We start from the raw sequence: 22197 nt of genomic DNA, 5'->3' as shown, positions 1-22197 counted from the left end.
CTCGGCTTAAGAGGCGTAGGAATGGACGATGCCTACCCAGCAGCAAGAACGATGCCCGATTGCGCGCGATCGGTGCACATATCTGTATACGATTTTTGCGTGCAAATCCGGCGCCCCGGCATGCCGCGGCCCCGGCGGAGCGCCCTGCCGCGGGGCGCACGCACCGTCGTGGGTCGTCCGCAGGCGGCTACTGCTCGGTGTAGCTCACCGTCAGCCCGCCGTCGATGAAGTAGGTGCTGCCGGTCACGTAGGCTGCCTCGGCGCTGGCCAGGAACGCCACCAGGCCGGCGACCTCTTCCGGCTTGCCCAGGCGGGCGAGGGGAATCTTCTTCTTCAGCGGTTCCAGCAGCTCGGGCGTGTCCATCAGGTGCTGGTTGATCGGCGTCGCGATGGCGCCGGGCGCCACGTTGTTGATGCGGATGCCCATCGGTGCCAGTTCGCCCGCCAGGTCGCGGGTGAGCATGCGGACCGCGCCCTTGCTGGCGCAATACGATGCGAAATGCGGGAAGGCCAGTTCTTCGTGTACCGAACTCATGTTGACCACCGCGCCGCACTTGGCGGCCGCCCGGCAGTGCTTCACGAAGGCCTGGGTGCCGAAGAACATGCCCTTCACGTTGGTGTCCATCACCAGGTCGTAGTCGGCCTCCGTGGTCTCCCAGAAGTCGCTGCGGCGCTCGACCCCGGCGTTGTTGACCAGCACATCCAGGCCGCCCAGCGCCTCGATGGCACGATCGACCAGGCCGGCGGCGGATGCGGCGGTGCCGACGTCCGCGGCGATGAACGCGGCACGGCGGCCCATTGCCTGCAATTCGGCGACGAGTTTTGCCGACTCGTCGCTTTCCTTGCGGCCATTGATCACCACGTCGGCGCCCTCGCTGGCCAGGCGCCGTGCGCAGGCCGCGCCGATGCCGGAGGTGCTGCCGGTGATGAGTACGGACTTGCCGGTGAAACGTGCCATGGGAGTCTCCTGAAAAGAGGGATACGAGGAACAGGGATGGATCACAGAAGGGCGAGCAGGGCGGTCCAGCCGGTCTGGTGCGAAGCGCCCAGGCCGACGCCGGTGTCGCCATGGAAATATTCGTGGAACAGCAACGGCGCGGCATCGCTGCCGAGGTCGCGGTCGGCCGCCTCGCCGGGCTTGCCGCTGCCGGGCAGGCGTGCGTCGGCGTCGGGCAGGTAGAGCGACAGCAGCCGCTGCTGCAGGAAGTCGGCGATCTGCGCGATGTTGCGCATCTGTCCGGAGCCGGTCGGACATTCGACCAGAAAGTCGTCTCCGTAATAGGTGTGGAAACGCCGCAGCGACTCGACGATCAGGAAATTGAGCGGCATCCACACCGGGCCGCGCCAGTTGCTGTTGCCGCCGAACATGCCGCTGTCGCTTTCCGCCGGGGTGTAGTGCAGGTCGTAGCGGTCTTCGCCCACGGTCAGGCCGAAAGCCTGGCTCGCATAGGCCTTGCTGACCGAGCGGATGCCGTGCGGCGAAAGGAACTCGGTCTCGTCCAGCAGCCGGCTCAGCACGCGTTTCAGCCGGTGCCCGCGCAGCAGGCTGAACAGGTGGATGCGCAGCGGCCCGGGCTGCGCGTCCGGCGGCGGGTCTTCGCCCACCACGAGCTGGGTGTCGCGGCTGGGTTCGCGCCAGTGGCTCACCAGTGCGTCCAGGTCGGGCCGGCTGTGCAGGAAATTGTCCAGGTGCCGGCCCAGGCGGGTGAGTTTCCGCAGCCGCATTTCGTCGAGCACCTCGACCGCAAAAAACGGAACCAGGCCGGCGATGGTGCGCAGCCGCAGCCGGCGTGAGTCGCCGTCGGGCAGTCGCAGCAGGTCGTAATAGAAGCCGTCTTCCTCGTCCCACAGGCCCAGGCCTTCCACGTTGCCCATGTTGGCCATGGCGCCCGCGATGTGGAAGAAATGCTCGGCGAACTTGATGGCCAGGTCTTCGTACACCGGGTCGTCCTGCGCCAGTTCCATGGCGATGCGCATCAGGTTCAGGGCGTACATCGCCATCCAGCTGGTGCCGTCGGCCTGTTCCAGCTCGCCGCCGCCCGGCAGGGGCTGGCTGCGGTCGAAAACGCCGACGTTGTCCAGCCCCAGGAAACCACCCTCGAAGATGTTGTTGCCGCTGCGGTCCTCGCGGTTCACCCACCAGGTGAAGTTGAGCATCAGCCGGTGCAGCACCTGTCGCAGGAACACGGTGTCGGGTTTGCCGGTCAGCGCGGCGTCCCGCTGGTAGACCTTCCAGGCGGCCAGCGCCTGCACCGGCGGATTCACATCGCTGAAGTTCCATTCGTAGGCCGGCAGCTGGCCGTTGGGATGCATGTAGCGGTCGTGCAGCAGCAGGGTGATCTGGTGTTTGGCGAAGGCGGGGTCGATGGGCGCCAGGGCGATGCAGTGGAAAGCCAGGTCCCAGGCGGCAAACCAGGGGTATTCCCATTTGTCGGGCATCGAAATGACGTCGTGCGCCCGCAGATGCGGCCAGCCGGCATTGCGTCCCTGCTTGCGTTCGGAAGGCAGGTCGGGGCCGCCGGCGTCGCCGTCGATCCATCGGCGCACTTCGTAGAAATAGAACTGCTTGTTCCACAGCAGGCCGGCCCAGGCCTGTCGCTGCAGGGCCAGGCGGTCCGCGCCTTGCGCCGCGTCCTGTCGGGCGGAATAGAAGGCGTCGGCGTCGGCTCTGGCCTGTCGGAAGGCGTTGTCGAAATCGGCACCGAAGGCGGTCGGACGCAGCGGGCGGGTCTCGTCAAAGAGCTTCAGGCAGACGGTGGCGCTGCCGCCGGCCGCGATGTCGAGCCGGTGCCACGACGCGGCCCTGGTGCCGAAGGCTTCGGCGCGCACCGCATCTGTCCGGCCCGACACCACCCGGTCGTGGATGCCGTCCTTGAAGAAACCGCTGCCGGCCGGGTCCACCGCATGCGGAAATCGGCGGGTGTTGGTGCGGTTGTCGGTGAACAGCCAGGTCGCATCGCCGTCCACGCACCAGCGGTAGCGGCCCAGCGTGGGATGCCGCACGGCCACGCCTTCGCCGTCGGCCTTCAGCTGTCCTTCGGCCTGATCGGGGTCGGCGCGAAACCACAGCGTGGGCAGCAGATGCAGCGTGGCCTCGGCGCTGCCGCGGTTGTGCACCGTGTAGCGCACCAGCACTTCGGTCGGCCGGGGTTTGGCGACCTCGACGAAAACGTCGAAGAAATCACCGCTGTCGAAGATGCCGGTGTCGGCCAGTTCGTACTCCGGGTCCTGGCGGGTGCGGCGGGCGTTTTCCTCCACCAGCTGCGCATACGGAAATGCCGCCTGCGGATAGCGGTACAGCATGCGCATGTAGCGGTGGTCGGGCACGTTGTCGAGGTAGTGGTAGACCTCCTTCACGTCTTCGCCGTGGTTGCCCTGGGCGTTCGACAGGCCGAACAGCCGCTCCTTCAGGATGGGGTCGCGGCCGTTCCACAGCGCCAGCGAAAGACACAGGCGCTGGCGTTCGTCGCACAGGCCGGCGATGCCTTCCTCGCCCCAGCGATAGGCCACGCTGCGTGCCATGTCGTGGTCGACCGAGGCCCAGGCGTTGCCGTCGGCGCTGGTGTCTTCGCGCACCGTGCCCCACTGGCGTTCCGAGACATAAGGGCCCCACAGCAGCCAGGGAGCGTCGTCCGACGGCATGGGAGCGATGGCGGGGGAATGCGGGGTCGGCAATGTCATGTATCGGACGGCAGCAGGAAGTGGGTGTGGCCGTCCGGGTCGGTCAGCAGGCGGGGCGCGGGGTGGTCGGTGCACCAGATGGTGGTGGTGCGCGGGCCAGGGGTCTGACCGGGCCGGGTCTCTGCGATTCCGGTGTTCTGGTACGCCAGCAGTTCCAGATGCGGGTTTGTTTGCGGCGGTGTCATGGCGACCACTTCGACCACCGGTCTTTCCAGGCCGTCGAGGCGGGCCTGTTCGTCGCCCCGGTTGGTCTGCCGTGCCGTGGCCTGCAGACCCAGACGCCCATAGAAACCGATGCTGCGTTCGACATCGGACACGCTGATGGCCGAATGGTCGATGCCGGTCGCGACCGATGCCCAGCGTGCCGGCACCGCGTCCGGCGCAAACGCCAGCAGTTCGACCGGATGGCCGTCGGGGTCGCGGAACTTCACCGCGGTGACACCGCCACTGCCGGCGGGCAGCCGTTGCGGGCCGTCCCTGCTGATTGGCGATGCGTGCTGCGCCACCCGCTGCCATGCGTCGGCCATGTCGTGGGTGACGACGGCGATGTGCTGGAAACGGCAGTCCCGACCGCCGGTGTCCGGTGGTGGCAGGAACTGTTCGCAGCCGACCAGCAGCAGCGTCTGCGAGCCGAGTTGCAGGCGCTGGAGCCGCGGCCTGGCGAGCAGCTTCCAGGCCCGTGCCAGCGACACCGCCAGCAGGGTGTCGGAGGACCGCACCGGCAGGTAATCGGCAAACCCCAGCGCCTCGATATAGAACCTGCGCGACCGGTCCAGGTCACGCACCGGGCGCGCCAGTTCGTCCAGACCCGACACCCGCATCACAGCAGCCGCGCCCCGCGTGTATTGGTGTGGATCGCCAGCAGCGTCTCGCCTGCGCAGATGAACAGGCGGTTCAGCAAGGGCCCGCCGAAACACAGGTTGGCCACCGTCGCCGGCACCCGGATGCGACCCAGCAGCCGGCCGTCCGGCGCAATGCAATGCACGCCGTCGCCCGCACTGGTCCACACCCGTCCGGCCTCGTCGCAGCGCAGGCCGTCGGCATTGCCCGGCGACACCTGGTGGAACACCCGGCCACCGTGCAGCGAACCGTCGTCGGCCACGTCGAACACCCGGATGTGCTGGATCGGCGTGGCGTCGAACTGCAGGCCGGTCTCGACGATGTAGAGACGCTTTTCATCCGCCGAGAAACACAGTCCGTTCGGTCCCTGGAAGTCTTCGGCGACCACGCGCAGGGTGCCCTCGCGGGGATCGAGCCGATAAACCCGCGCCGGTAATTCGGACGCCTGTTTGCCGCCCTCGTAATCGGTCTGGATGCCGTAGGGCGGGTCGGTGAACCAGATGCTGCCGTCGCTCTTCACCACCACGTCGTTCGGAGAGTTGAGGCGACAGCCCTGGAAACGGTCGGCGAGAACCGTGACGCTGCCGTCCGTCTCGACCCGGGTGATGTCGCGCCGCTGGTGCGAACAGGCGACGAGCCGCCCCTGGCGGTCGCGGGCATGGCCATTTTCGAAACCGGCGGGTGTCCGGAACACGCTGGCGCCGCCTTGTTCGGTCCAGCGCAACACCCGGTCGTTCGGCAGGTCGCTGAAGATCAACGCCTGGTGGTCGGCGAACCATACCGGGCCTTCGAGCCAGCGAAATCCGGTGGCCAGCGTTTCCAGGCGGGCGTTCGGCAACACCAGCGGCCGGAATTCCGCATCGACGATGTCGTAGAGGTCCATCCGCTTCAGCGCAGGTGGCCCGGCTTCCTGACCGGCGGCACATGCAGCTGCACCGTCATCAGGTGCGCCGGCTCGTCGCCCACGGTGCCCGATCGGTGGCCCTTGCGGCCCTGGGCGTCCTGTCTGCAGTCCTGGTCTTCGCCGAAGGAAAGTTCACCCGGCCCCATCTCGATGCGGGTGCCGTCCATCGACTCGACGAACCAGCGGCCGGACAGCGGCACGATCCACTGCGGCGCCGGGTTCTCGTGCCAGTCGCCGACCCAGCCAGCCGGCTGCACGGTGAAGACGACGGTCGCCTCGCTGCGCGCCTGTTCGTCGTTCCACTGCGGTGCGGCCGAGCCGACGCTGTGCTGGTGGAACCGGTCGAGCCGGCACAGCTCCTGGTGGCTCACGCCGTCTGCGTCGGTCCACAGGTGCCAGTAGGCGGTTTCGGGCGGCAGGTCCTGGATGTCCATGGTGTTTTTCTCTCCTGAGCTTTTCTAGAAACCCTGGCCGGCGGCGATCAGCAGCAGCCCGCCGGCCAGGCCGAAGTTCTTGGTGAAATCCCAAAAATGCCCGCGGTCCACGCTGGGACCCTGGCGCAGCAGGTCGCCCTTCAGCCAGAAGGGATGGAACAGCAACGCGGTAAGCATGCAGAACAGCGCCAGCATCAGCGCAGCCGGCTCGGCCATCCAGCCGCCGACGATGCAGACGGGCGCGACGACTTCCAGCACCGCCCCCATTGCCAGCAGCAGCGGCGCCAGGGCGTTCGGCACGATGGACGAACGCGCCTGGGCCAGCGCTTCGCTCCGGTTGAAGAACTTGTCGAGCGCGCTGAAAGGAAACATGCCGACCAGGCAGATGCGCGCCAGCAGCGCCACCGGCAGCGCCTGCAACTGGCCCGCCAGCGACTGGCCGATGGTGGTCGAGACGGTCATGGCTGTCACGCACCCATCCTTCGCCGGATGCCGTCGGCCACACGCAAGGCATTGGCGACGATGGTCAGCGTGGGGTTCACCGCGCCGATCGATACGAAGAAACTGGCATCGGCGATGTAGAGGTTGTCCAGTTCGTGCGCCTTGCAGTCCAGGTCGAGCACCGAACTGCGCGGGTCGGTGCCGAAACGTGCGGTTCCGGCCTGGTGGGCGGTGCCGCCGATGGGGATGTCCTGGCCGAAGTAGAGCTTGCGTTCCATCAGTTGCGGATGCACGTCGGCGTGCTTGAGCAGAAATTCCAGCTTGGCGCGCAGCCGGTGATGGGCTTCGAGATTGTTGGGTGTCACCGCCAGCAGCACGCTGCCGTCGCTGCGCAGGCTGATGCGGTTCTCGGGCCGCGGCAGGTCTTCGCTGGACAGCCAGAAATCCATCGAATGGCGGGCCAGGTAATCGAAGGGTTGTGCGGGCAGCCATTCGAGCCATTGCGGCAGGACTTCGCCCCGGATCTGCGCGGGGTGCGTCTTGGCGCACATCTGGATCAGGCCCAGCGGGTAATCCCAATCGTCCGCGCCGAAGTAATAGTCGCTGACCGCCAGGGTCTTCTGGAAGACGGTGTCGTTGGCCTCGCGCGCCACCGCCATCAGAACCGACTGGTTGTGCCGCATGTAGTTGCGGCCCACCTGGTCGGAACCGTTCGCCAGCCCGTTCGGATGGCGGTCGCCGGCCGAACGCAGCAGCAGCAGCGAGGTGCTGAGCGCACCGCAGGCCAGCACCACGATGTCGGCGGTGAAACGTGACTTCTCGCCCTTGCGCACGCCCTGGTGTTCCACCTGCACGCCGGTGATCGTCTTGCCGGCGGCATCGGTCTCGAGGCGCGCCACATAGGCGTTGGTCATCAGCGTGACGTTGGGCCAGGCGGCCAGGGTGGGGTCGATGCACACCACCTGCGCATCGGCCTTGCCGTTCAGCAGGCAGGGGAAACCGTCGAAGGCGTCGCAGCGGATACAGCGGCTGGTGGGGGTGGGCCTGCCGTCCTTCTCGTCGAGCAGGATGCCGAGCGGCAGATGGAAGGGATGCACACCCTGGCGGCGAAAGCTTTCGGCCAGCGCCTCGATGCGCGGTTCGTGGGCAACCGGCGGAAACGGAAACGCGCCGCTGGATGCCGGCTCGTTCGGGTCTTCTCCGCGCTCTCCGTGCACCTGGAACAGGTCTTCCGCCTGGGCGTAGTACGGCTCGAAGATTTCATAAGGCAGGGGCCAGGCTGGCGACAGGCCGTCGGCATGGCGGATTTCGCCGAAGTCGGCTTCACGCATGCGCAGCAGGGCCGAGCCGTACACCTTCGAATTGCCGCCGACGAAGTAGTGCAGGCCGGGGGTGAAGGTGCTGCCGTCGGAGCCGTGCCAGGTTTCCCTTGCCTGGTACACGCCATCGACGAAGACGGTCTGGGGGTTCCAGTTGGCCTGGCTGCGTGGCAGGTAGTCTCCGCGTTCCAGCACCAGGATGCGCTTGCCGGTGGATGCAAGCCGGTGCACCAGGGCGCCGCCGCCGGGCCCGGAGCCGACGACGATCAGGTCGTAATGATTTTCGGGGGACATTTTTTGCGGCGGGCTTGCCGTTTTTATTCAGTGGTCACCGGGGATGCGACGACCGAAATCGATCATAGGCATAGCTTGCGGATTCGGGGGGGCGGCGAAGCGGAATGCGGTTTGGTCTGACACGGTTTCGGGTGTCAGGGGTGGTCTTGCGGAGGTCGGGTGCTTGCTTGGTCTTTTCTTGGTTACTGCTTGGCACGATGCGATGGACGCGGGCGGGTCGACACGGATTTGCGGTTGGTGGGTGGGTTAGCTCCGCTTCGCTCTTGGTTTTTCTTCTGCTACTCCGTAGGGGTGAGCCGCTTATGCGCGGGGCAGTCACTTTCTTTTCTGGCAAAAAAGAAAGTAACCAAAGAAAGTTGCCCTGGGAGCGGGGAGTAGCTGGACGCTACATCGGGACGTCGTTCGCTGCGCTACCTCTCGTCCAACCCTAGACGTAGTAAACGCATTTGTCGACGCGTTTGCTCGAGGTTTGGGACGCTCGTTCACCAAAAGCTTCACGCTCTGGCACCGGCCATATTCGACCAACCGCCGCCGAACTTCTTCGGCGAAAACACAGCTCGGAGCGGGTTTGTGCGCACTGCCGATTTGCTGGCAATGGTGGGTGGTGGGACGGAAAAATCGGTCAACCAGGATGGGTCGTCGGCATCACCCCAGGTACTCGTTCGGGCGTCAAGCTGTATTTCCTACACAAGCCGTACAGCGGTGTTCGATCAAACAAGGCCGATGCCAGAGCGTGAAGCTTTTGGTGAACGGGCGTCCCGATTCACGTGCAATGAATACGGCTGGGTGATTAATTCGTCTAGGCCAGGACGAGAGGGGAGCGAAGCGGAACGAAGTCCCGACCATCGCTCATGCGATTCCCCGCTCCCAAGGCAACTTTCTTTGGTTACTTTCTTTTTTGCCAGAAAAGAAAGTGACTGCCCCGCGCATAAGCGGCTCACCCCTGCGGAGTAGAAGAAGAAATAAACAAAGCGAAGCGGAGATAAAGAATTCACCCCCGCCCCAAAGCCAAAAACAAGCAACCCCTATTATTTGGCCTTATAAACAACCCGCCAGAAGAGATAAAAAATCAGATAGCCTTGGCGGCTGCCAGCGCGGTCATGTTCAGGATCCGCCGAACCGTGGAAGACGGCGTCAGGATATGCACCGGCGCCGCGGCCCCCAGCAGGATCGGGCCGACCGTCATGCCCTGGCCGCTGGTCGTCTTCAATACGTTGAAGAGGATGTTGGCGGCGTCCAGGTTGGGGCAGATCAGCACGTTGGCCGAATCCGTCAGCAGGCTGTCGGTGATGCCGGAGTCGGCACGCACGCGGGCCGACAGGGCCGAATCGCCGTGCAGTTCGCCTTCGGCCTCGATGTCGGGCGCCAGTTCGCGGAAACGCTCGAAGGCGGCGCGCATCTTCAGCGCCGAAGGACGAACCGAGGTGCCGAAATTGCTGTGCGACAGGAAGGCCACCTTCGGCGGCAGGCCGAAACGTTTCACCTCTTCGGCGGCGGCCACGGCGATGTGCGCCAGCTGCTCCGCGTCGGGTGCGTCGTTGATGTAGGTGTCGGCGATGAACAGCGTGTGCTGCGGCAGCATCAGCGCGTTAAGGGCAGCGAAACCGTGGGCGCCGTCCTTCAGGCCGATGATGTGGCCCACATGCTCCAGGTGATGGTCGTAACGGCCGACCAGGCCGCACAGCAATGCATCCGCATCGCCCAGCTTGACCATCAGCGAACCGATGAGCGTGTTGCTGCGGCGAACCGCGGCCTTGGCGGCTTCGGTGGAGATCCCGTTGCGCTGCATCAGGCCGTGGTAAGCCTCCCAATACTTGCGGAAACGGGCGTCGTCCTCGGGGTTCACCACCTCGAAGTCACGGCCGGCCTGCAGGCGAAGGCCGGCCTTCTTCAGGCGGGCCTCGATGACGGCGGGGCGGCCGATCAGGATGGGTTTGCACAGGCCGTCGTCGATGGCGACCTGCACCGCGCGCAGCACACGTTCGTCTTCACCTTCCGCAAAGGCCACCCGCTGCGGCGAAGCCTTGGCGGCTTCGAACACCGGGCGCATGAACATGCCGGTCTGGTAGACGAAACGGGTCAGGTCGCTGCGGTAGGCGTCGTAGTCGGCGATGGGGCGGGTGGCGACACCCGAGGCTTCGGCCGCCCTGGCCACGGCCGGTGCGATGCGCAGGATCAGGCGCGGGTCGAACGGTGTCGGGATCAGGTAGTCGGGGCCGAACACCAGTTCGACGCCCGGATAGGCGGCGGCGACTTCGTCGCTGGTCTCGGCCTTGGCCAGTTCGGCGATTTCACGCACGCAGGCCAGCTTCATTTCCTGGGTGATCTTGGTGGCGCCGCAATCGAGCGCGCCGCGGAAGATGTAGGGGAAACACAGGACGTTGTTGACCTGGTTCGGATAGTCCGACCGGCCGGTGGCGATGATGCAGTCCGGGCGGATGGCCTTGGCCAGTTCGGGCCGGATCTCGGGTTCCGGGTTGGCCAGCGCCAGGATGATCGGCTGGCGGGCCATGGTCTTGACCATGTCGGCGGTCAGCACGCCCGGCGCCGAGCAACCCAGGAACACGTCGGCGCCATCGACCACGTCGGCCAGGGTGCGGGCTTCGGTCTTCTGGGCATAGCGCGCCTTGGATGCGTCCAGCGTGCCGGGGCGGCCTTCGTAGATGACACCCTTGGAATCGACCATGAAGATGTTCTCGCGCTTCACGCCCAGGCCGACCATCACGTCGACGCAGGCGATGGCCGCGGCACCGGCGCCCGACACGGCGATCTTGACCGCGCCGATGTCCTTGCCGACCAGTTCCAGGCCGTTCAGCAGGGCGGCCGACGAGATGATCGCGGTGCCGTGCTGGTCGTCATGGAACACCGGAATGTTCATGCGTTTGGACAGCTCCTGCTCGATGTAGAAACACTCGGGCGCCTTGATGTCCTCCAGGTTGATGCCACCCAGCGTGGGTTCCAGCGAAGCGATGATCTCGATCAGTTTGTCCGGGTCGCGCTCCGCGAGTTCGATGTCGAACACGTCGACGCCGGCGAACTTCTTGAACAGGCAGCCCTTGCCTTCCATCACCGGCTTGGCGGCCAGCGGACCGATGTCGCCCAGGCCCAGCACCGCGGTGCCGTTGGTGATGACGGCCACCAGGTTGCCGCGCGAGGTGTAGTCGGCGGCTTTCGACGGGTCGGCTTCGATGTCCAGGCAGGGATAGGCCACGCCCGGCGAATAGGCCAGCGACAGGTCGCGCTGGTTGGCCAGGGGCTTGGTCGGCTCGACCGAGATCTTTCCACGGGTGGGAAAGCGGTGGTAATCACGGGCTGCGTCGCGCAGGGCCTCTTCGGCCGCGGAAAGCTGTGTCATGGCGTGTCGTTTCGGGTCGGAAACCTAAAGGGGTCGGCAGCTTACCCCAGGCCGACCCCCGAACGCAGTACGGGGAATTACACGGCGTGCGCTCGCGTCGTCCGTCCGCCACCGAATTGGTACACTGGAAGTTGGTCTTAATTCGTAACATATTTATTCAGATGTCGCACAGCTGGAGCGTCCTTACCGCCCTGGGCCGCCGCCCGGCGCTCCGCATTCAACAGTGGCTGGCCTGCGGGCTGGGTTCGCTGTTGGTCAGTGGTGCCGCACTTGCGCAGGTTCCGTCCGATCCCGGCCGCACCGGCCTGCTCCAGCCAGCGGCGCCGGGAGTGTTGTCCACCCAGGCGCTGCCCAGTTCGACCATTGCCAACGGCCGCATCGGCAGCGGCGACGTCTTGCGCATCACCGTGCTGGGCCAGCCGGACCTGTCGGCCGAGGTCGGCGTGAACGACCGGGGATCGATTGCGGTCGCGCTGATCGGCGACGTGCCGGTCGCCGGCCTGAGCACCAGCGCCGCCGCCACGCGCATCGCCGACCTGCTGCGGGCTGGCGGTTTCCTGCTGAAACCCGAAGTCTCGGTGGACGCCATCCAGGTGCGCAGCCAGATGGTCTCGGTGCTGGGCGAGGTGCGGGTGCCGGGACGTTATCCGATTCCCGGCCACCTGACGGTGCTGGAACTGCTGGCGACCGCAGGCGGATTGACCGAACAGGCCGAACAGACGGTGACACTGCTGCGCCTGGCGGACGCCGACGCGGTCACCGCTTCCGCCGCCGGCACCGTGCCGGCCAGCATGGACGCGGTGGCGCCCGCCGCCGGTGAACGTATCCCGATCCGCCTGGGCGACGCTGCCGTGGCCGGCGGCGCCAGCCGCAGCCAGCTCGACGTCGAGCTGCGGACCGGCGACGTGGTGTATGTGGAGCGCAAGAAACTCTTCTACATCCACGGCGAGGTCAACCGCCCCGGCGCCTATCCGATGGAGCCCGGCATGACGGTGATGCGCGCCATCGCCCTTGGCGGCGGCGCCAACCTGCGGGCTTCGCTGAAACGCATCGACATCCATCGCACGGTCAACAACACCGACCAGCCTTTCCGCGCCGGCATCGCCGAGCCGGTGAAGGCGGGCGATACGGTATTCGTCAACGAGAGCCTGTTCTGATGGCGGCCGCAACTCTTCCGGCCGGCATGTCGTCGGTTCAACTGGTGGCCATGCTGGCCGCCCGCCGCAAGCTGGTGCTGGGCGTGGCCGCCGCGACGGTGCTGCTGACCGCGGCGGTGCTGACGGTGATGCCCCGCACCTGGAGTGCTTCGTCGGACGTGTACGTCGACTACAAGGCCTCGGACCCGATCAACGGCCGCCTGTTCTCGGCCACGCTGGACGAGAGTTACCTCAGCACCCAGGTGGACATCCTGACCAGCCGCGCAGTCACCGAACGGGTGGTCAACCGCCTGGGCCTGCGTGACAGACCCGAATACCGCGAGATGGTCGCCAAGGTGGGCGCCGACAAGGCCTATGCGTCGCTGGTCAAGGGCATTTCCGACAGCACCACCGCGGTGAGCCGGCGCAACAGCCGGGTGATCGAGGTGTCGTATTCCTCCGAGTCGCCGGACGAGGCGCGCGACTATGCCAACGAGATCGTGCGGTCGTACATCGGCCTGTCGGCTGAAATCGCCTCCAACGCCGCGCGTTCGCGCAGCGAGCAATACAACGCGCAGCTGGAAAAACTGCGCGCCGAGGTCAACCGCATCCAGGACGAGCTGACCGCCTTCCAGCAGAAGTCCGGCATCCTCAACGTCAACGAGCGCGATGACGTGGGCAATTCCGAGATATCGAGCCTGACCGCATCGCTGGTGCAACTCCAGAACCAGCGCCAGGAGGCCCTGGGCCGGCAGCGCAGCACCGAAACCCTGCTGAAGGGCAGCCGCCCGGAAGACCTGCCCGACATCGGCAGCCAGCCCGCCATCACCGACCTGAAGGCCCGGCTGAGCGACGTCGATCGCCGCATGACCGACGCCCGGGCCGTGCTGGGCCCGAACCATCCGCGCACCAAGGCGCTGGTCGCGGAACGCGCCGAACTTCAGGGCCGCCTGGCCCGCGAGGGCCGCACCGCGGTGACCAGCCGTCGCATGGACGTCGAGCGCCTCGACGCCCAGCAGCGCGACGTGGAAAGGCTGATCGCCCGCCGTCAGAAGAAGCTGCTCGAACAGAAGGGCCAGCGCGACACGCTGCTGGCCTACCAGCGCCAGCTCGACGGCGCCGAGCGTGTCTACACGGCGGCCACCACCAAGTACGACGACATCCTGATGGCCGGCAATATCAGCGCGGTCAACCTGACGGTGCTGCGCCAGGCCGAAACGCCCAGCACGCCGTCCAAACCGCGTGTGCTGACCAGCCTGGCCGGCAGCGTGGTGGCGGGGCTTCTGCTGGGCCTGTGCCTGGCATTGGTGCTGGAGTTCGGCAAACGCAGGTTGCGCAGCCGGGAAGACCTGGTGCGCGGCCTCAAGCTGCCGGTGCTGGGACAGATCGGCATGGTGGGCTGAAGCGTGGATCCATTCGAAACTCCCGATATTCCCGAGACCGACAAGGCGTTCGCGCCGGTGCGGGCCCTGCCGAAGGCCGCGCCTCACGTCTCTGCCGTGCCGCCGGTCGCGCCTCCGATGGAAACCCCGGCCGGTGCTCCGTCGCCCACCGTTCCCACCGACAAGATCGGCGACCGTTTCGTGCTGGCCGGCCTGCTTACGCAAGACCAGGTCGCGCGGGTGGTCGAACACCAGCGCCGCCACAACCAGCGTTTCGGCGAGGCCGCGGTGCAGATGGGCCTGCTGTCGCAAGCCGACGTGCAGTCGGTGCTGTCGCAGCAATTCCGTTATGCCACCGGCGTCGGCCCCGGCACCGGGCTGGACCCGTCGCTGGCCATCGCACTGGCGCCGTTCAGCGCCGAGGCAGAAGCGGTGCGCCGGGTGCGTGCCGAACTGTCGATCCGCCTGTCCGGCCTGCCCAAGCTGGCGGTGGCCATCGTCAGTCCCGGCGACGACGAGGGCAAGACCTACCTGGCCGCCAGCCTGGCCATCGCCTATTCGCAACTCGGCAAACGCACGCTGCTGGTCAACGCCAACATGCGGAGTTCGGGACAGCGCGATCTGTTCGGCCTGACCCGGCAAAACGGCCTGTCGACCATGCTGGCCGGCCGTGCGCCGATCGACGCCGGGGAACATGCGCCGGGCTTTCCGCTGCTGCATGTGATCACCTCCGGCCCGCAGCCGCCGAACCCGCTGGAACTGCTGCTCGAGCAGGGCCTTGAACGGCTGCTGACCTCGTTCGCCGAAGACTTCGATGTCTTCATCGTCGATACCCCCGGTGCTTCGGGTTCGTCCGACGCACAGGTCATCGCCCGCCAGGTGGGCCAGTGCCTGCTGGTCGGTCGCCAGCATGTGAGCCTGCTCGACGACCTGGAGCGCACCCAGGCGCAGATGTCGACCTCCGGCGCGCAGACCGTCGGTATCGTCTACAACACCTTCGATGCCGACGCCCGTGGCCCGCTGCTGGCGGTGAAGGGTGGCCACAAGGGCAAGAGCACGCTGTCCGGGCGTCTGCAGCGATGGCTGCGCCGCAAGTAGGCAGCCCCGGCCGGTCGGGCCGACGTCTGCTCAAGGATTCCGTCGCGTCGGTGCTGGACCAGGGGATGCTGTCGGCGCTCAACCTGGTGCTGGGCCTGCTGCTGATTCGGCTCACCACACGCGACAGCTACGGCCTCTATTCGCAGCTGTATGTGGCCGGCATCCTGGCCGCCACGCTGACCGAGGCGTTGATCACCGGTCCGCTCACCACCGTGGCGCCGGGGCTGCACGACGAACGGCGGCAGCGTTTCATCGCTCACCTCGACCGCTACCAGCGCCGGCTTTCGGGTGTGTTCGCAGCCCTGGCCGGCGTGATCACCGGCATGGTGGTGGCATACCTGAAGCTGGACGTGCATCCGGTCGCGCTCGGCCTGGCATTCGCCGCGTATGTGTGGGCGGCATCGCTGCGGGAGTTCAGCCGCAGCGTCGGTTTCGTGGAAGGCCGTGCGCTGGCGGTGCTGCGCATGGACGGCTGGTTCGCCGTTGCGGTGATCGCCGGCATGGGCCTGCTGGCCTGGATCCACTGGATCAACCTGCCGGCGGTGATGCTGGTGCTGGCCGTGTCCAACCTGGCGGCGCTGTCGCTGCGCGCGGTGCCCGGCAGCGAAGACCCTTCTGGCCGAGCCGAAGCCATCCACGCCGTATGGCAACGCGGCAAATGGGCGCTGCCCGGCGCGGTGCTGGCCTGGCTCACCAACTACAGCTACCTGTACCTCAGCGCCATCTGGCTGGGCGTGGGCGCATCGGCCGACCTGAACGCATCGCGCCTGCTGCTGATGCCGATCGCACTGCTGGTGCTGGCCTGGTCGCGGGTGGCGCGGCCGCATGCGGTGCGGCTGATGGGCACCCGCGAGATGGAGCCGCTGAACCGCTTCATCCTGGTTTCGGTCGTCGCGATGGAGCTGATCACCGCGGTCTATTCGGGCCTGCTGTGGCTGTCGATGCCCTGGCTCGAGGCGCATGTGCTGGGCGCCAAATACGCCGACCTGGAGCCTTTCATCGTGGCCTGGGGTGTGTATTTCGCCATCTACTCGGTGCGCTGGGTCGGCACTTCGCTGCTGACCAGCGGCGACCGCTACCGCATGCTGATGATGAGTGCGCTGCTGTGCCTGGTCGTCATGGTGCTGGCCGCCAGCTATGCCCTGCCGCGCTGGGGGGCGTGGGGTGCGGTGGCGGCGCTGGCGCTGGTCGAGCTGATCGACGTGATGCTGGTGTGGCTGGTGCTGCTGCCGCGCGCCCGGCGCGACCTGCTGAACGGTGCCGACCTGGCGGTCGATTCGCGCCTGTCCTGAATCTCCTTGCCTTCCTTGATTCCCTTGCGACCATGCGTCCCGAAATGACCGAAACCCTGCCGGCGGTGAGCGTGTGCATCTGCACCTTCAAGCGACCTGCCTTGCTGGGAATGCTGCTGGCCGAACTGGAGCGGCAGATCGGGCCCGACGCCGGCGTCGAGTTCGTGGTGGCGGACAACGACCCGGCGCATTCGGCGCGCGAGGTGCTGGCCGGATGGGCGCAACGGCTGCCGCTGCGGGCGCTGCACGTGCCGGTGCCCAATATCGCCTCGGCCCGCAACGCGGTGGTGGCTGCGGCGCGTGCGCCGTGGCTGGCCTTCATCGACGACGACGAGTCGCCGGATGCCGGCTGGCTCGACAAGCTGCGCGCCGCGCAGCAGAAGTTCGATGCCGACGTGGTGTTCGCGCCGGTGCTGCCGCGTTATGTCGAAGGCACCGCGGACTGGCTGCGCCTGGGCGGTTATTTCGACCGGCCGCGATTTGCCACCGGCACCCGCATCGGCACCCGCGACGCCCGCACCGGCAACGTGCTGCTGCGCGCCGGCAAGGTGAAGGCCCTGGGCGCCACGCCTTTCGACGTCGCCTTCGGCCGCACCGGCGCGGAAGACACCGTGCTGTTCCGCGAGATGCTGGCGCGCGGCTCGGTGTTTGTCTGGTGCGACGAAGCGACGGTGCAGGAAGAAGTGCCGCTGGCCCGCGCCAACGCCCGCTGGCTGTTGCGCCGCTCCTATCGGCTGGGCCAGACCTGGGTGGTGTCGGAAACCTTCCAGCTGCGCGGCGGTGCCTGGCTGGCGCGCGCCTGCAGCCTGGGTCTGCGCGCCTTGTTGCAGCTGTCGGTGGCGGTCTGCCTGGCGTTGCTGCTGTTGCCGTTCTCGCGCATCCGTTCGTTCCGCTGGGTGCGCATCACCATGGCGCAGCTTGGCAAGTTGAGTGCCCTGGCGGGCCATCGCTACCATGAATACGGCGGCTGAAAACTTCGCCGCGGTCGGGGCGCAGCCGTCGCCGGACCCTGGCACGGAAACCGTCGCCACGTCGGGCGAGCAATGGCTGGCGCGGCTGCTGGTGGCCGCCAGTTTCATCTTCTGTTTCCTGCCGCCGGACTTTCGCTGGAACCACGACGAGGCCGACTTCGACTTCACCGCCGGTTCGCTGGCGACGCAGGTCGAGTTCGGCTCCATCTTCCTGCTGGGCGCCTGGCTGGCCTGGCGCCATCCGCAGTGGACCCTGCTGCGGCTGCGGACTACCAACCTTTTCCTGGTGGTGTTCGTGGCCTGGTGCCTGGTGTCGACCGTGTGGTCGGGTTACCCGGTGGTCAGCCTGAAGCGGGCTTCGCAGCTGGCGGGTTTCTTCGTCGTCGGACTGGCCATATCGCCGCCGGTGGGCGGCTCGCGCCAGCTGCTGCAGGTGCTGATGGCCACGCTGACGGTGCTGCTGGTCATTTCGGTCGGGGTGGTGGTGGTCAACCCCACCGTCGGCATCGACCGCGACCTGGGCAACGCCTGGCGCGGCATGTTCCTGCAGAAGAACACCACCGGAGCGGCCGCCGCCATCTGCGCGTTGCTGTGGCTGCGCGAGTGGGTCAACCCGCGGCTGCTGCCGCGTTCGGTCTGTTCGGCGGTCCTGCTTTTCTGCCTGTTCATGCTGGTGATGACCAAGAGCAGCACCTCCTTGCTGGTGTTCGGCATCGGCAGCGTTTCGTACCTGCTGCTGCGCCGGCAATACCTCACGCTTCGCCTGCCGTGGTGGGTGATGGGCCTGGTGCTGCTGGCCTTGGCGGGCCTGGCGGTGCATGTGTTCTATGTGCTCAGCGGCCGGCTGCCGGGCTGGGACGACATCGCCGGCACCATCGGCCGCGCGGTCGGCAAGGACGCCGACTTCACCGGCCGCACCGACATCTGGCAGCTGGTGCTGCTCGACGTGCAGCGCCATGTCGTTCTCGGCACCGGCTACGGCGCGTTCTGGCTGGGTGTCGACGGCCCGGCGCAATACGTGGCGCAGGCGCTGTACTGGATCCCGCTGCAGTCGCACAACGGCTACCTGGACATCCTCAACGAACTCGGCGTGGTGGGCCTGGTGCTGGCGTTCTGCGTGTTCGTGCGCCACGCCATGCTGCTGGGCCGTCTGATGGCCGCCGATCGTGAGGAGGCGTCGATGCATGCTGCATTCTTTGTCATCCTTTTGGTCAGCAACGTGACCGAGAGCGAGGCCTTCCGGGGCTTTCTTTTCTACAACATCCTTTTCTTCTATTCGGCGGCCAGCGTGGCTTCTCAGGTGACGCTGGCGCGGCTGCTCCCCCGCGACACGACCGTGCGGGCCGAGGTGAACCCATGAAAACGTCTTTCCGGCCCGGCTCGTGCCTGTCCCTGGCACTGACCCTCGCGCTGGCCTGTGCAACCGCCGGCCATGCCCAGCCGGTGGCTGCGCCGCAGGGTTTCGTGAACGACGGTGCCGGTGTGCCCTTCTTCAGGTTCGCGGTGGACGAGGACGCCCTGACCGGCGCCGCCGACCGGTCGGCCATGAACCGGCCACTCGACGCCGCCGCCCGCATCACGGCGCAGGGCGGCCACCTGGTCGCCGTGGGTGCCGACGGCAAACCCGGCGGCGGCGATGACCAGCGGGTGCGCCTGTTCGGCGTCAACCTGACCTTCGCGGCCAACTTTCCGTCCGACATCGATGCGCTGCGGCTGGCAAAACGCCTGCGCCGCCTGGGTTTCAACGCGGTGCGCCTGCACCACATGGACACCTCGCCCGACACCCGCGCCAACCCGCCGCGCAGCGTGCTGCTGCCGGGGCCTTTTCCCACCTTCAACCCCGATGCGCTGGCCCGCCTGCGCCATCTCGTCGACGTGCTGGCGGCCGAGGGCCTCTATGTCGACCTGAACCTGCGGGTGGGCTACCGCTTCCGGCCGAACATCGACCAGGTGCCGCAGATGGACGGTGGCGCCGCGGCCGCCGACTACACCTCTCCGCTCTACATCTTCACGCCGCGCATGGTCGAGCTGGAAGAGCGCTACACCCGCGGGCTGCTGCGCGGGCTGGGCCTGAAGAATCACCCCGGACTGGCGCTGGTCGAGGTCAGCAATGAAGCCTCGCTGCTGACCGCCTGGCAGCGGCGCGAATGGCATTCGGCGGTGCCGCGCAACTACGAACCGCTGCTGCGCGAGCAGTGGAACCGCTGGGCCGCCAAACGCTACGGCTCGGTGCAGGCGGCCTGCAAGGCATGGGACGGCTGCCCGGCAGCCGACGGTCCGATCGACTTGCCGATGCCGGGCGACGAGCAGGTGATACCCGGCCGGCTGGGCCAGCTGCAGGAAAAGGTGGGTCGCCACGCCCAGGCGATCGCGGCGCGCTGGCTGGGCCACGCCCAGGCCGCACCGGCCGAGACGCCGGCCACCGGCCGCCTGCTGCGGGTGCAGGATTTCCTGCGTTTCCTGACCGAGACCGACCGCGCCTATTTCGAACGCATGCGCCGTGTGGTGCATGAAGAAACCGACCGCCTGGTGCCGGTCACCGGCACGCAGATGAACTACGGCGGCCCGCTGAACCACGACGCCAGTGTCGCGATGGACTGGCTCGACGGCCATTTCTATGCCGACCATCCGGACTTCCCGGCCAACGACTTCAACCCGCTCAACTGGCGTATCCGAGATGTCTCGCCGGTGTCGGCGCAGGCGCTCGATCGCCTGCTGGTGATGTCTTATTGGCGCGATGCGGCCAAGCCCTTCGTGATAAGCGAATTCAGCGTGCCTTTTCCCAACCGGCAGGGCGGCATGGGCACACCGGTGGTGGCGGCCCTGGCGGCGCAGCAGGACTGGGACGGCATCTTTTTGTTCGACTATGCCGACGGCGACACCTGGGCCGAGGTGCCCAGCAGCTTCACCCTGTCCGGGGACTGGGGGCGCTACGCCATGGTGGGTGCTGCCGCCCAGCTGTTCCGCACGCCTCTGGTGGGAACCCTGCCGCCGGCACCGCCCATCGGCCTGCCGCTGTCGGGCCGCCTGGCGGTCAACGCCAGCGAAGACCGCTGGGGCATGGACAAGACGCTGGACGCCCGCGCCGGCACCCGTCCCGACATGGCCTTGCAGCGCCGTATCAGTGTGTCGCCGGCCGCGCCGGGCTGGCAGCCGCTGGCACCCGCGCCGGCCGCCCCGCCGGCACTGGAGTCGGACCGGCAGCGCGGCACGCTGTTGCTGCGTTCGCCGCAGGCGCGGGGATTCTTCGGCGCCGTCGGTGCGGGCCGGACGCTCGGCGACGGCACGGCGCTGCTGACCATGCGCAAGGCCGGCGCCGGCCCCAACGAATACCGCGGCATGGCGTCGGTGCTGCTGACCAGCCTGGACGGCAAGCCGCTGGCCGAAGCACGGCAGCTGCTGGTGTCGGTGTCCGGTGCGGTACGCGGCACCCAGCCGGGATCCCTTCCCAGGCGTCCGGTCGACCTGGTGAATTACGGCGACAGCCGCGATCTGTGGACCTTCGAGCGCGACCCGGGCTCGCCTGGCCAGCCATCGGGCTCGCGTGACGCGTCCGGCCCGATGTGGGTCGAACAGGCGGCTTCCGAGCTGCGCTTTGCCACCACCGGCCGCGCCGCCACGGTGTTCCCGCTGGACGGCAGCGGACGCCGCCTGCCTGCGCTGCGTGCCGACCAGGTGCGGCTCGAAGGCGGCCAGCTGAAGTTTCCGTTGCAGACGGAGTTCAACCAGGCCAGCCTCTGGTACGAAGTCGTCGTTCAATGACCGCTGCAGCGCGTCGCCGTTCCGCATTTGTGTGCCTGGCCGCATCTTGCTGGCCGCTGGGCGGCGCGGCCACGACCGAGCTGGCGATGCAGGTCGGCACCTCGGTGCAGTCGGTCGACAACCCGTTTTTGCTGCCCGAAGGCAGCACCAGCCCGCTGAAGGTGCGCGACACGGTGCAGGGCACCGACATCGGTGTCGCCATGCGCATGCCGATGCCCAGCGACCGCAGTTTTTTGTCGGTGGGCGCCACCGCGTCGCAGCAGCGTTATGGATCGCTGAGCCAGCTCGACTACACCGCCCGCCAGCTCGACGCCGCCTACCAGTGGGAATACGGCAATGCCTTGCGCGGGCGTTTCCGGCACCGGTTCGACGAACGCCTGTACAGCTATTACGGCGGCTTCTTCACCAACCCCGAAACACCGAAGGCCACCCAGGACCTGGTCGAGGTGGCGCTGCGCATCACCCCCGAACTGGACCTGCCGTTGACCGTCAGCCAGGGTTCGCTACGCTACGACGACGCCACTCTGGCGCAGCGCTACGACTCGGACGACCGCACGCTGCAACTGGCGCTCACCTATACGTCGGGCCGCAAGTCGGTCTTCACCGCCGGCGTGCGCAGGACCGATGTACGGTTCCCCAATCGCAGCGCTGCCGACCTGGCGTCCATCGACTCGGGTTATGCCGACCAGGAAGCCTTTGTCGACGTGTCGTGGCGCTACACCGAGAACACCGTGCTGTTCGGCCGCATCGGGCGGCTGGACCGTAGTTTCAACAGCCTGGGCAACCGCGACACCCAGCTGGTGTCGGTCAGCACCGGCATCGAATGGCAATATTCGCCGAAGACCTTCCTGGGCCTGCGCGGCTACCGCCAGCCGCAGAGCAACGACCAGGCCGACCTGCGGCTGTACGTGGTGTCGACCGGCCTGGAAGCCCGGGTCCAGTACGACATGACATACAAGACCCGGTTTGCGCTGACCAGCGCGTACGAGCAGCAGGCCTATCAGAACTTCACCAACACCACCGCCACGACTTCGGGTGGCAAGGACAAGGTGATGCGGGTCTCCGCCCGGATCGAATACAAGCCCACCCAGCGGATGCTGCTGCGGGTCGAAGGACTGCGTGAACGCATCCAGCCCGACCCTGCCGTCAGCACCACCGGAGACTTCAGCAGAAACAGCCTGCAGCTGGGCTTGTCGTATACCTTCGAGAACATGTCGGGCGCCAACCGCGCCCGCACCCAACTGGAGGCCATGCGTTATGACCGTATCAGGTGACACCCCAGGGCGGC

16 protein-coding genes are annotated in these 22197 nt (G+C 67.1%); 8 read left to right on the top strand and 8 right to left on the bottom strand.

What is annotated here, in order from left to right; translation table 11 throughout:
- Nucleotides 1-187: 187 nt before the first annotated feature.
- From AC3ANW_RS17460 to AC3ANW_RS17425, 8 genes are all read right to left on the bottom strand, one after another.
- Entirely contained in the window at nucleotides 188-958 is a 771-nt protein-coding gene (locus tag AC3ANW_RS17460; protein ID WP_488342111.1) for an SDR family NAD(P)-dependent oxidoreductase, read from the bottom strand.
- 41 nt (nucleotides 959-999) lie between these two features.
- Entirely contained in the window at nucleotides 1000-3681 is a 2682-nt protein-coding gene (locus tag AC3ANW_RS17455) for an MGH1-like glycoside hydrolase domain-containing protein (RefSeq protein WP_488342110.1), read from the bottom strand.
- Nucleotides 3678-4502: a VOC family protein gene (locus tag AC3ANW_RS17450; protein ID WP_488342109.1), complete on the bottom strand. Its 825-nt coding sequence runs from the start codon at nucleotides 4500-4502 to the stop codon at nucleotides 3678-3680. The genes AC3ANW_RS17455 and AC3ANW_RS17450 overlap by 4 nt, the downstream gene beginning before the upstream one ends.
- Nucleotides 4502-5404: an SMP-30/gluconolactonase/LRE family protein gene (locus tag AC3ANW_RS17445; RefSeq protein ID WP_488342108.1), complete on the bottom strand. Its 903-nt coding sequence runs from the start codon at nucleotides 5402-5404 to the stop codon at nucleotides 4502-4504. The genes AC3ANW_RS17450 and AC3ANW_RS17445 overlap by 1 nt, the downstream gene beginning before the upstream one ends.
- A gap of 5 nt (nucleotides 5405-5409) precedes the next feature.
- Nucleotides 5410-5859: a cupin domain-containing protein gene (locus AC3ANW_RS17440; protein WP_488342107.1), complete on the bottom strand. Its 450-nt coding sequence runs from the start codon at nucleotides 5857-5859 to the stop codon at nucleotides 5410-5412.
- A 24-nt stretch (nucleotides 5860-5883) separates the two neighbouring features.
- A complete protein-coding gene (locus AC3ANW_RS17435) occupies nucleotides 5884-6321 on the bottom strand; it encodes a DoxX family protein (protein WP_488345452.1) in 438 nt (145 codons plus the stop codon).
- Between the two features lie 5 nt (nucleotides 6322-6326).
- Entirely contained in the window at nucleotides 6327-7913 is a 1587-nt protein-coding gene (locus tag AC3ANW_RS17430; RefSeq protein ID WP_488342106.1) for a GMC oxidoreductase, read from the bottom strand.
- A 1069-nt stretch (nucleotides 7914-8982) separates the two neighbouring features.
- Nucleotides 8983-11268 carry an NADP-dependent malic enzyme gene (locus AC3ANW_RS17425; protein ID WP_488342105.1) on the bottom strand — a complete coding sequence of 762 codons (2286 nt, stop codon included), beginning with the start codon at nucleotides 11266-11268 and terminating at the stop codon, nucleotides 8983-8985.
- A 161-nt stretch (nucleotides 11269-11429) separates the two neighbouring features.
- On the opposite strand from AC3ANW_RS17425, the gene AC3ANW_RS17420 reads away from it, so the two are divergent.
- The 8 genes from AC3ANW_RS17420 to AC3ANW_RS17385 are packed head-to-tail and all read left to right on the top strand — an operon-like array spanning nucleotide 11430 to nucleotide 22183.
- Nucleotides 11430-12425 carry an SLBB domain-containing protein gene (locus AC3ANW_RS17420; RefSeq protein WP_488342104.1) on the top strand — a complete coding sequence of 332 codons (996 nt, stop codon included), beginning with the start codon at nucleotides 11430-11432 and terminating at the stop codon, nucleotides 12423-12425.
- Nucleotides 12425-13807: a Wzz/FepE/Etk N-terminal domain-containing protein gene (locus AC3ANW_RS17415; protein ID WP_488342103.1), complete on the top strand. Its 1383-nt coding sequence runs from the start codon at nucleotides 12425-12427 to the stop codon at nucleotides 13805-13807. The genes AC3ANW_RS17420 and AC3ANW_RS17415 overlap by 1 nt, the downstream gene beginning before the upstream one ends.
- Nucleotides 13808-13810: 3 nt before the next feature.
- On the top strand, nucleotides 13811-14884 hold the full coding sequence (locus AC3ANW_RS17410) for a polysaccharide biosynthesis tyrosine autokinase (protein WP_488342102.1): 1074 nt from the start codon (nucleotides 13811-13813) through the stop codon (nucleotides 14882-14884).
- Nucleotides 14866-16176, top strand: a complete 1311-nt coding sequence (locus tag AC3ANW_RS17405; protein ID WP_488342101.1) for a lipopolysaccharide biosynthesis protein — start codon at nucleotides 14866-14868, stop codon at nucleotides 16174-16176. The genes AC3ANW_RS17410 and AC3ANW_RS17405 overlap by 19 nt, the downstream gene beginning before the upstream one ends.
- 44 nt (nucleotides 16177-16220) lie before the next feature.
- Nucleotides 16221-17147 (top strand): glycosyltransferase family 2 protein, encoded by a 927-nt coding sequence (locus AC3ANW_RS17400; protein WP_488342100.1) that lies wholly within the window; start codon nucleotides 16221-16223, stop codon nucleotides 17145-17147.
- The gene (locus tag AC3ANW_RS17395; RefSeq protein ID WP_488342099.1) at nucleotides 17131-18507 is read left to right on the top strand and encodes an O-antigen ligase family protein; all 1377 of its coding nucleotides are present in this window, start codon (nucleotides 17131-17133) and stop codon (nucleotides 18505-18507) included. Before AC3ANW_RS17400 ends, AC3ANW_RS17395 begins: the two co-directional genes overlap by 17 nt.
- Nucleotides 18504-20909, top strand: a complete 2406-nt coding sequence (locus tag AC3ANW_RS17390) for an alpha-amylase family protein (RefSeq protein WP_488342098.1) — start codon at nucleotides 18504-18506, stop codon at nucleotides 20907-20909. The genes AC3ANW_RS17395 and AC3ANW_RS17390 overlap by 4 nt, the downstream gene beginning before the upstream one ends.
- A complete protein-coding gene (locus tag AC3ANW_RS17385) occupies nucleotides 20906-22183 on the top strand; it encodes a hypothetical protein (protein ID WP_488342097.1) in 1278 nt (425 codons plus the stop codon). The genes AC3ANW_RS17390 and AC3ANW_RS17385 overlap by 4 nt, the downstream gene beginning before the upstream one ends.
- Nucleotides 22184-22197 lie beyond the last annotated feature (14 nt).

It is taken from the genome of Xylophilus sp. PBN-3R (genome assembly GCF_057747805.1).
The sequence above is the reverse complement of the archived record's forward strand: the minus strand, read 5'-3'. Positions and strand labels throughout refer to the sequence as shown.

Excerpts from the sequence above, each read along its gene's own strand:
- AC3ANW_RS17445 (WP_488342108.1), bottom strand. The coding sequence starts at position 5,404 with ATGGACCTCTACGACATCGTCGATGCGGAATTCCGGCCGCTGGTGTTG.
- AC3ANW_RS17385 (WP_488342097.1), top strand. The coding sequence starts at position 20,906 with ATGACCGCTGCAGCGCGTCGCCGTTCCGCATTTGTGTGCCTGGCCGCA.
- AC3ANW_RS17460 (WP_488342111.1), bottom strand. The coding sequence starts at position 958 with ATGGCACGTTTCACCGGCAAGTCCGTACTCATCACCGGCAGCACCTCC.
- AC3ANW_RS17400 (WP_488342100.1), top strand. The coding sequence starts at position 16,221 with ATGACCGAAACCCTGCCGGCGGTGAGCGTGTGCATCTGCACCTTCAAG.
- AC3ANW_RS17390 (WP_488342098.1), top strand. The coding sequence starts at position 18,504 with ATGAAAACGTCTTTCCGGCCCGGCTCGTGCCTGTCCCTGGCACTGACC.
- AC3ANW_RS17420 (WP_488342104.1), top strand. The coding sequence starts at position 11,430 with ATGTCGCACAGCTGGAGCGTCCTTACCGCCCTGGGCCGCCGCCCGGCG.
- AC3ANW_RS17450 (WP_488342109.1), bottom strand. The coding sequence starts at position 4,502 with ATGCGGGTGTCGGGTCTGGACGAACTGGCGCGCCCGGTGCGTGACCTG.
- AC3ANW_RS17430 (WP_488342106.1), bottom strand. The coding sequence starts at position 7,913 with ATGTCCCCCGAAAATCATTACGACCTGATCGTCGTCGGCTCCGGGCCC.
- AC3ANW_RS17435 (WP_488345452.1), bottom strand. The coding sequence starts at position 6,321 with ATGACCGTCTCGACCACCATCGGCCAGTCGCTGGCGGGCCAGTTGCAG.
- AC3ANW_RS17440 (WP_488342107.1), bottom strand. The coding sequence starts at position 5,859 with ATGGACATCCAGGACCTGCCGCCCGAAACCGCCTACTGGCACCTGTGG.
- AC3ANW_RS17455 (WP_488342110.1), bottom strand. The coding sequence starts at position 3,681 with ATGACATTGCCGACCCCGCATTCCCCCGCCATCGCTCCCATGCCGTCG.
- AC3ANW_RS17405 (WP_488342101.1), top strand. The coding sequence starts at position 14,866 with ATGGCTGCGCCGCAAGTAGGCAGCCCCGGCCGGTCGGGCCGACGTCTG.
- AC3ANW_RS17395 (WP_488342099.1), top strand. The coding sequence starts at position 17,131 with ATGAATACGGCGGCTGAAAACTTCGCCGCGGTCGGGGCGCAGCCGTCG.
- AC3ANW_RS17415 (WP_488342103.1), top strand. The coding sequence starts at position 12,425 with ATGGCGGCCGCAACTCTTCCGGCCGGCATGTCGTCGGTTCAACTGGTG.
- AC3ANW_RS17425 (WP_488342105.1), bottom strand. The coding sequence starts at position 11,268 with ATGACACAGCTTTCCGCGGCCGAAGAGGCCCTGCGCGACGCAGCCCGT.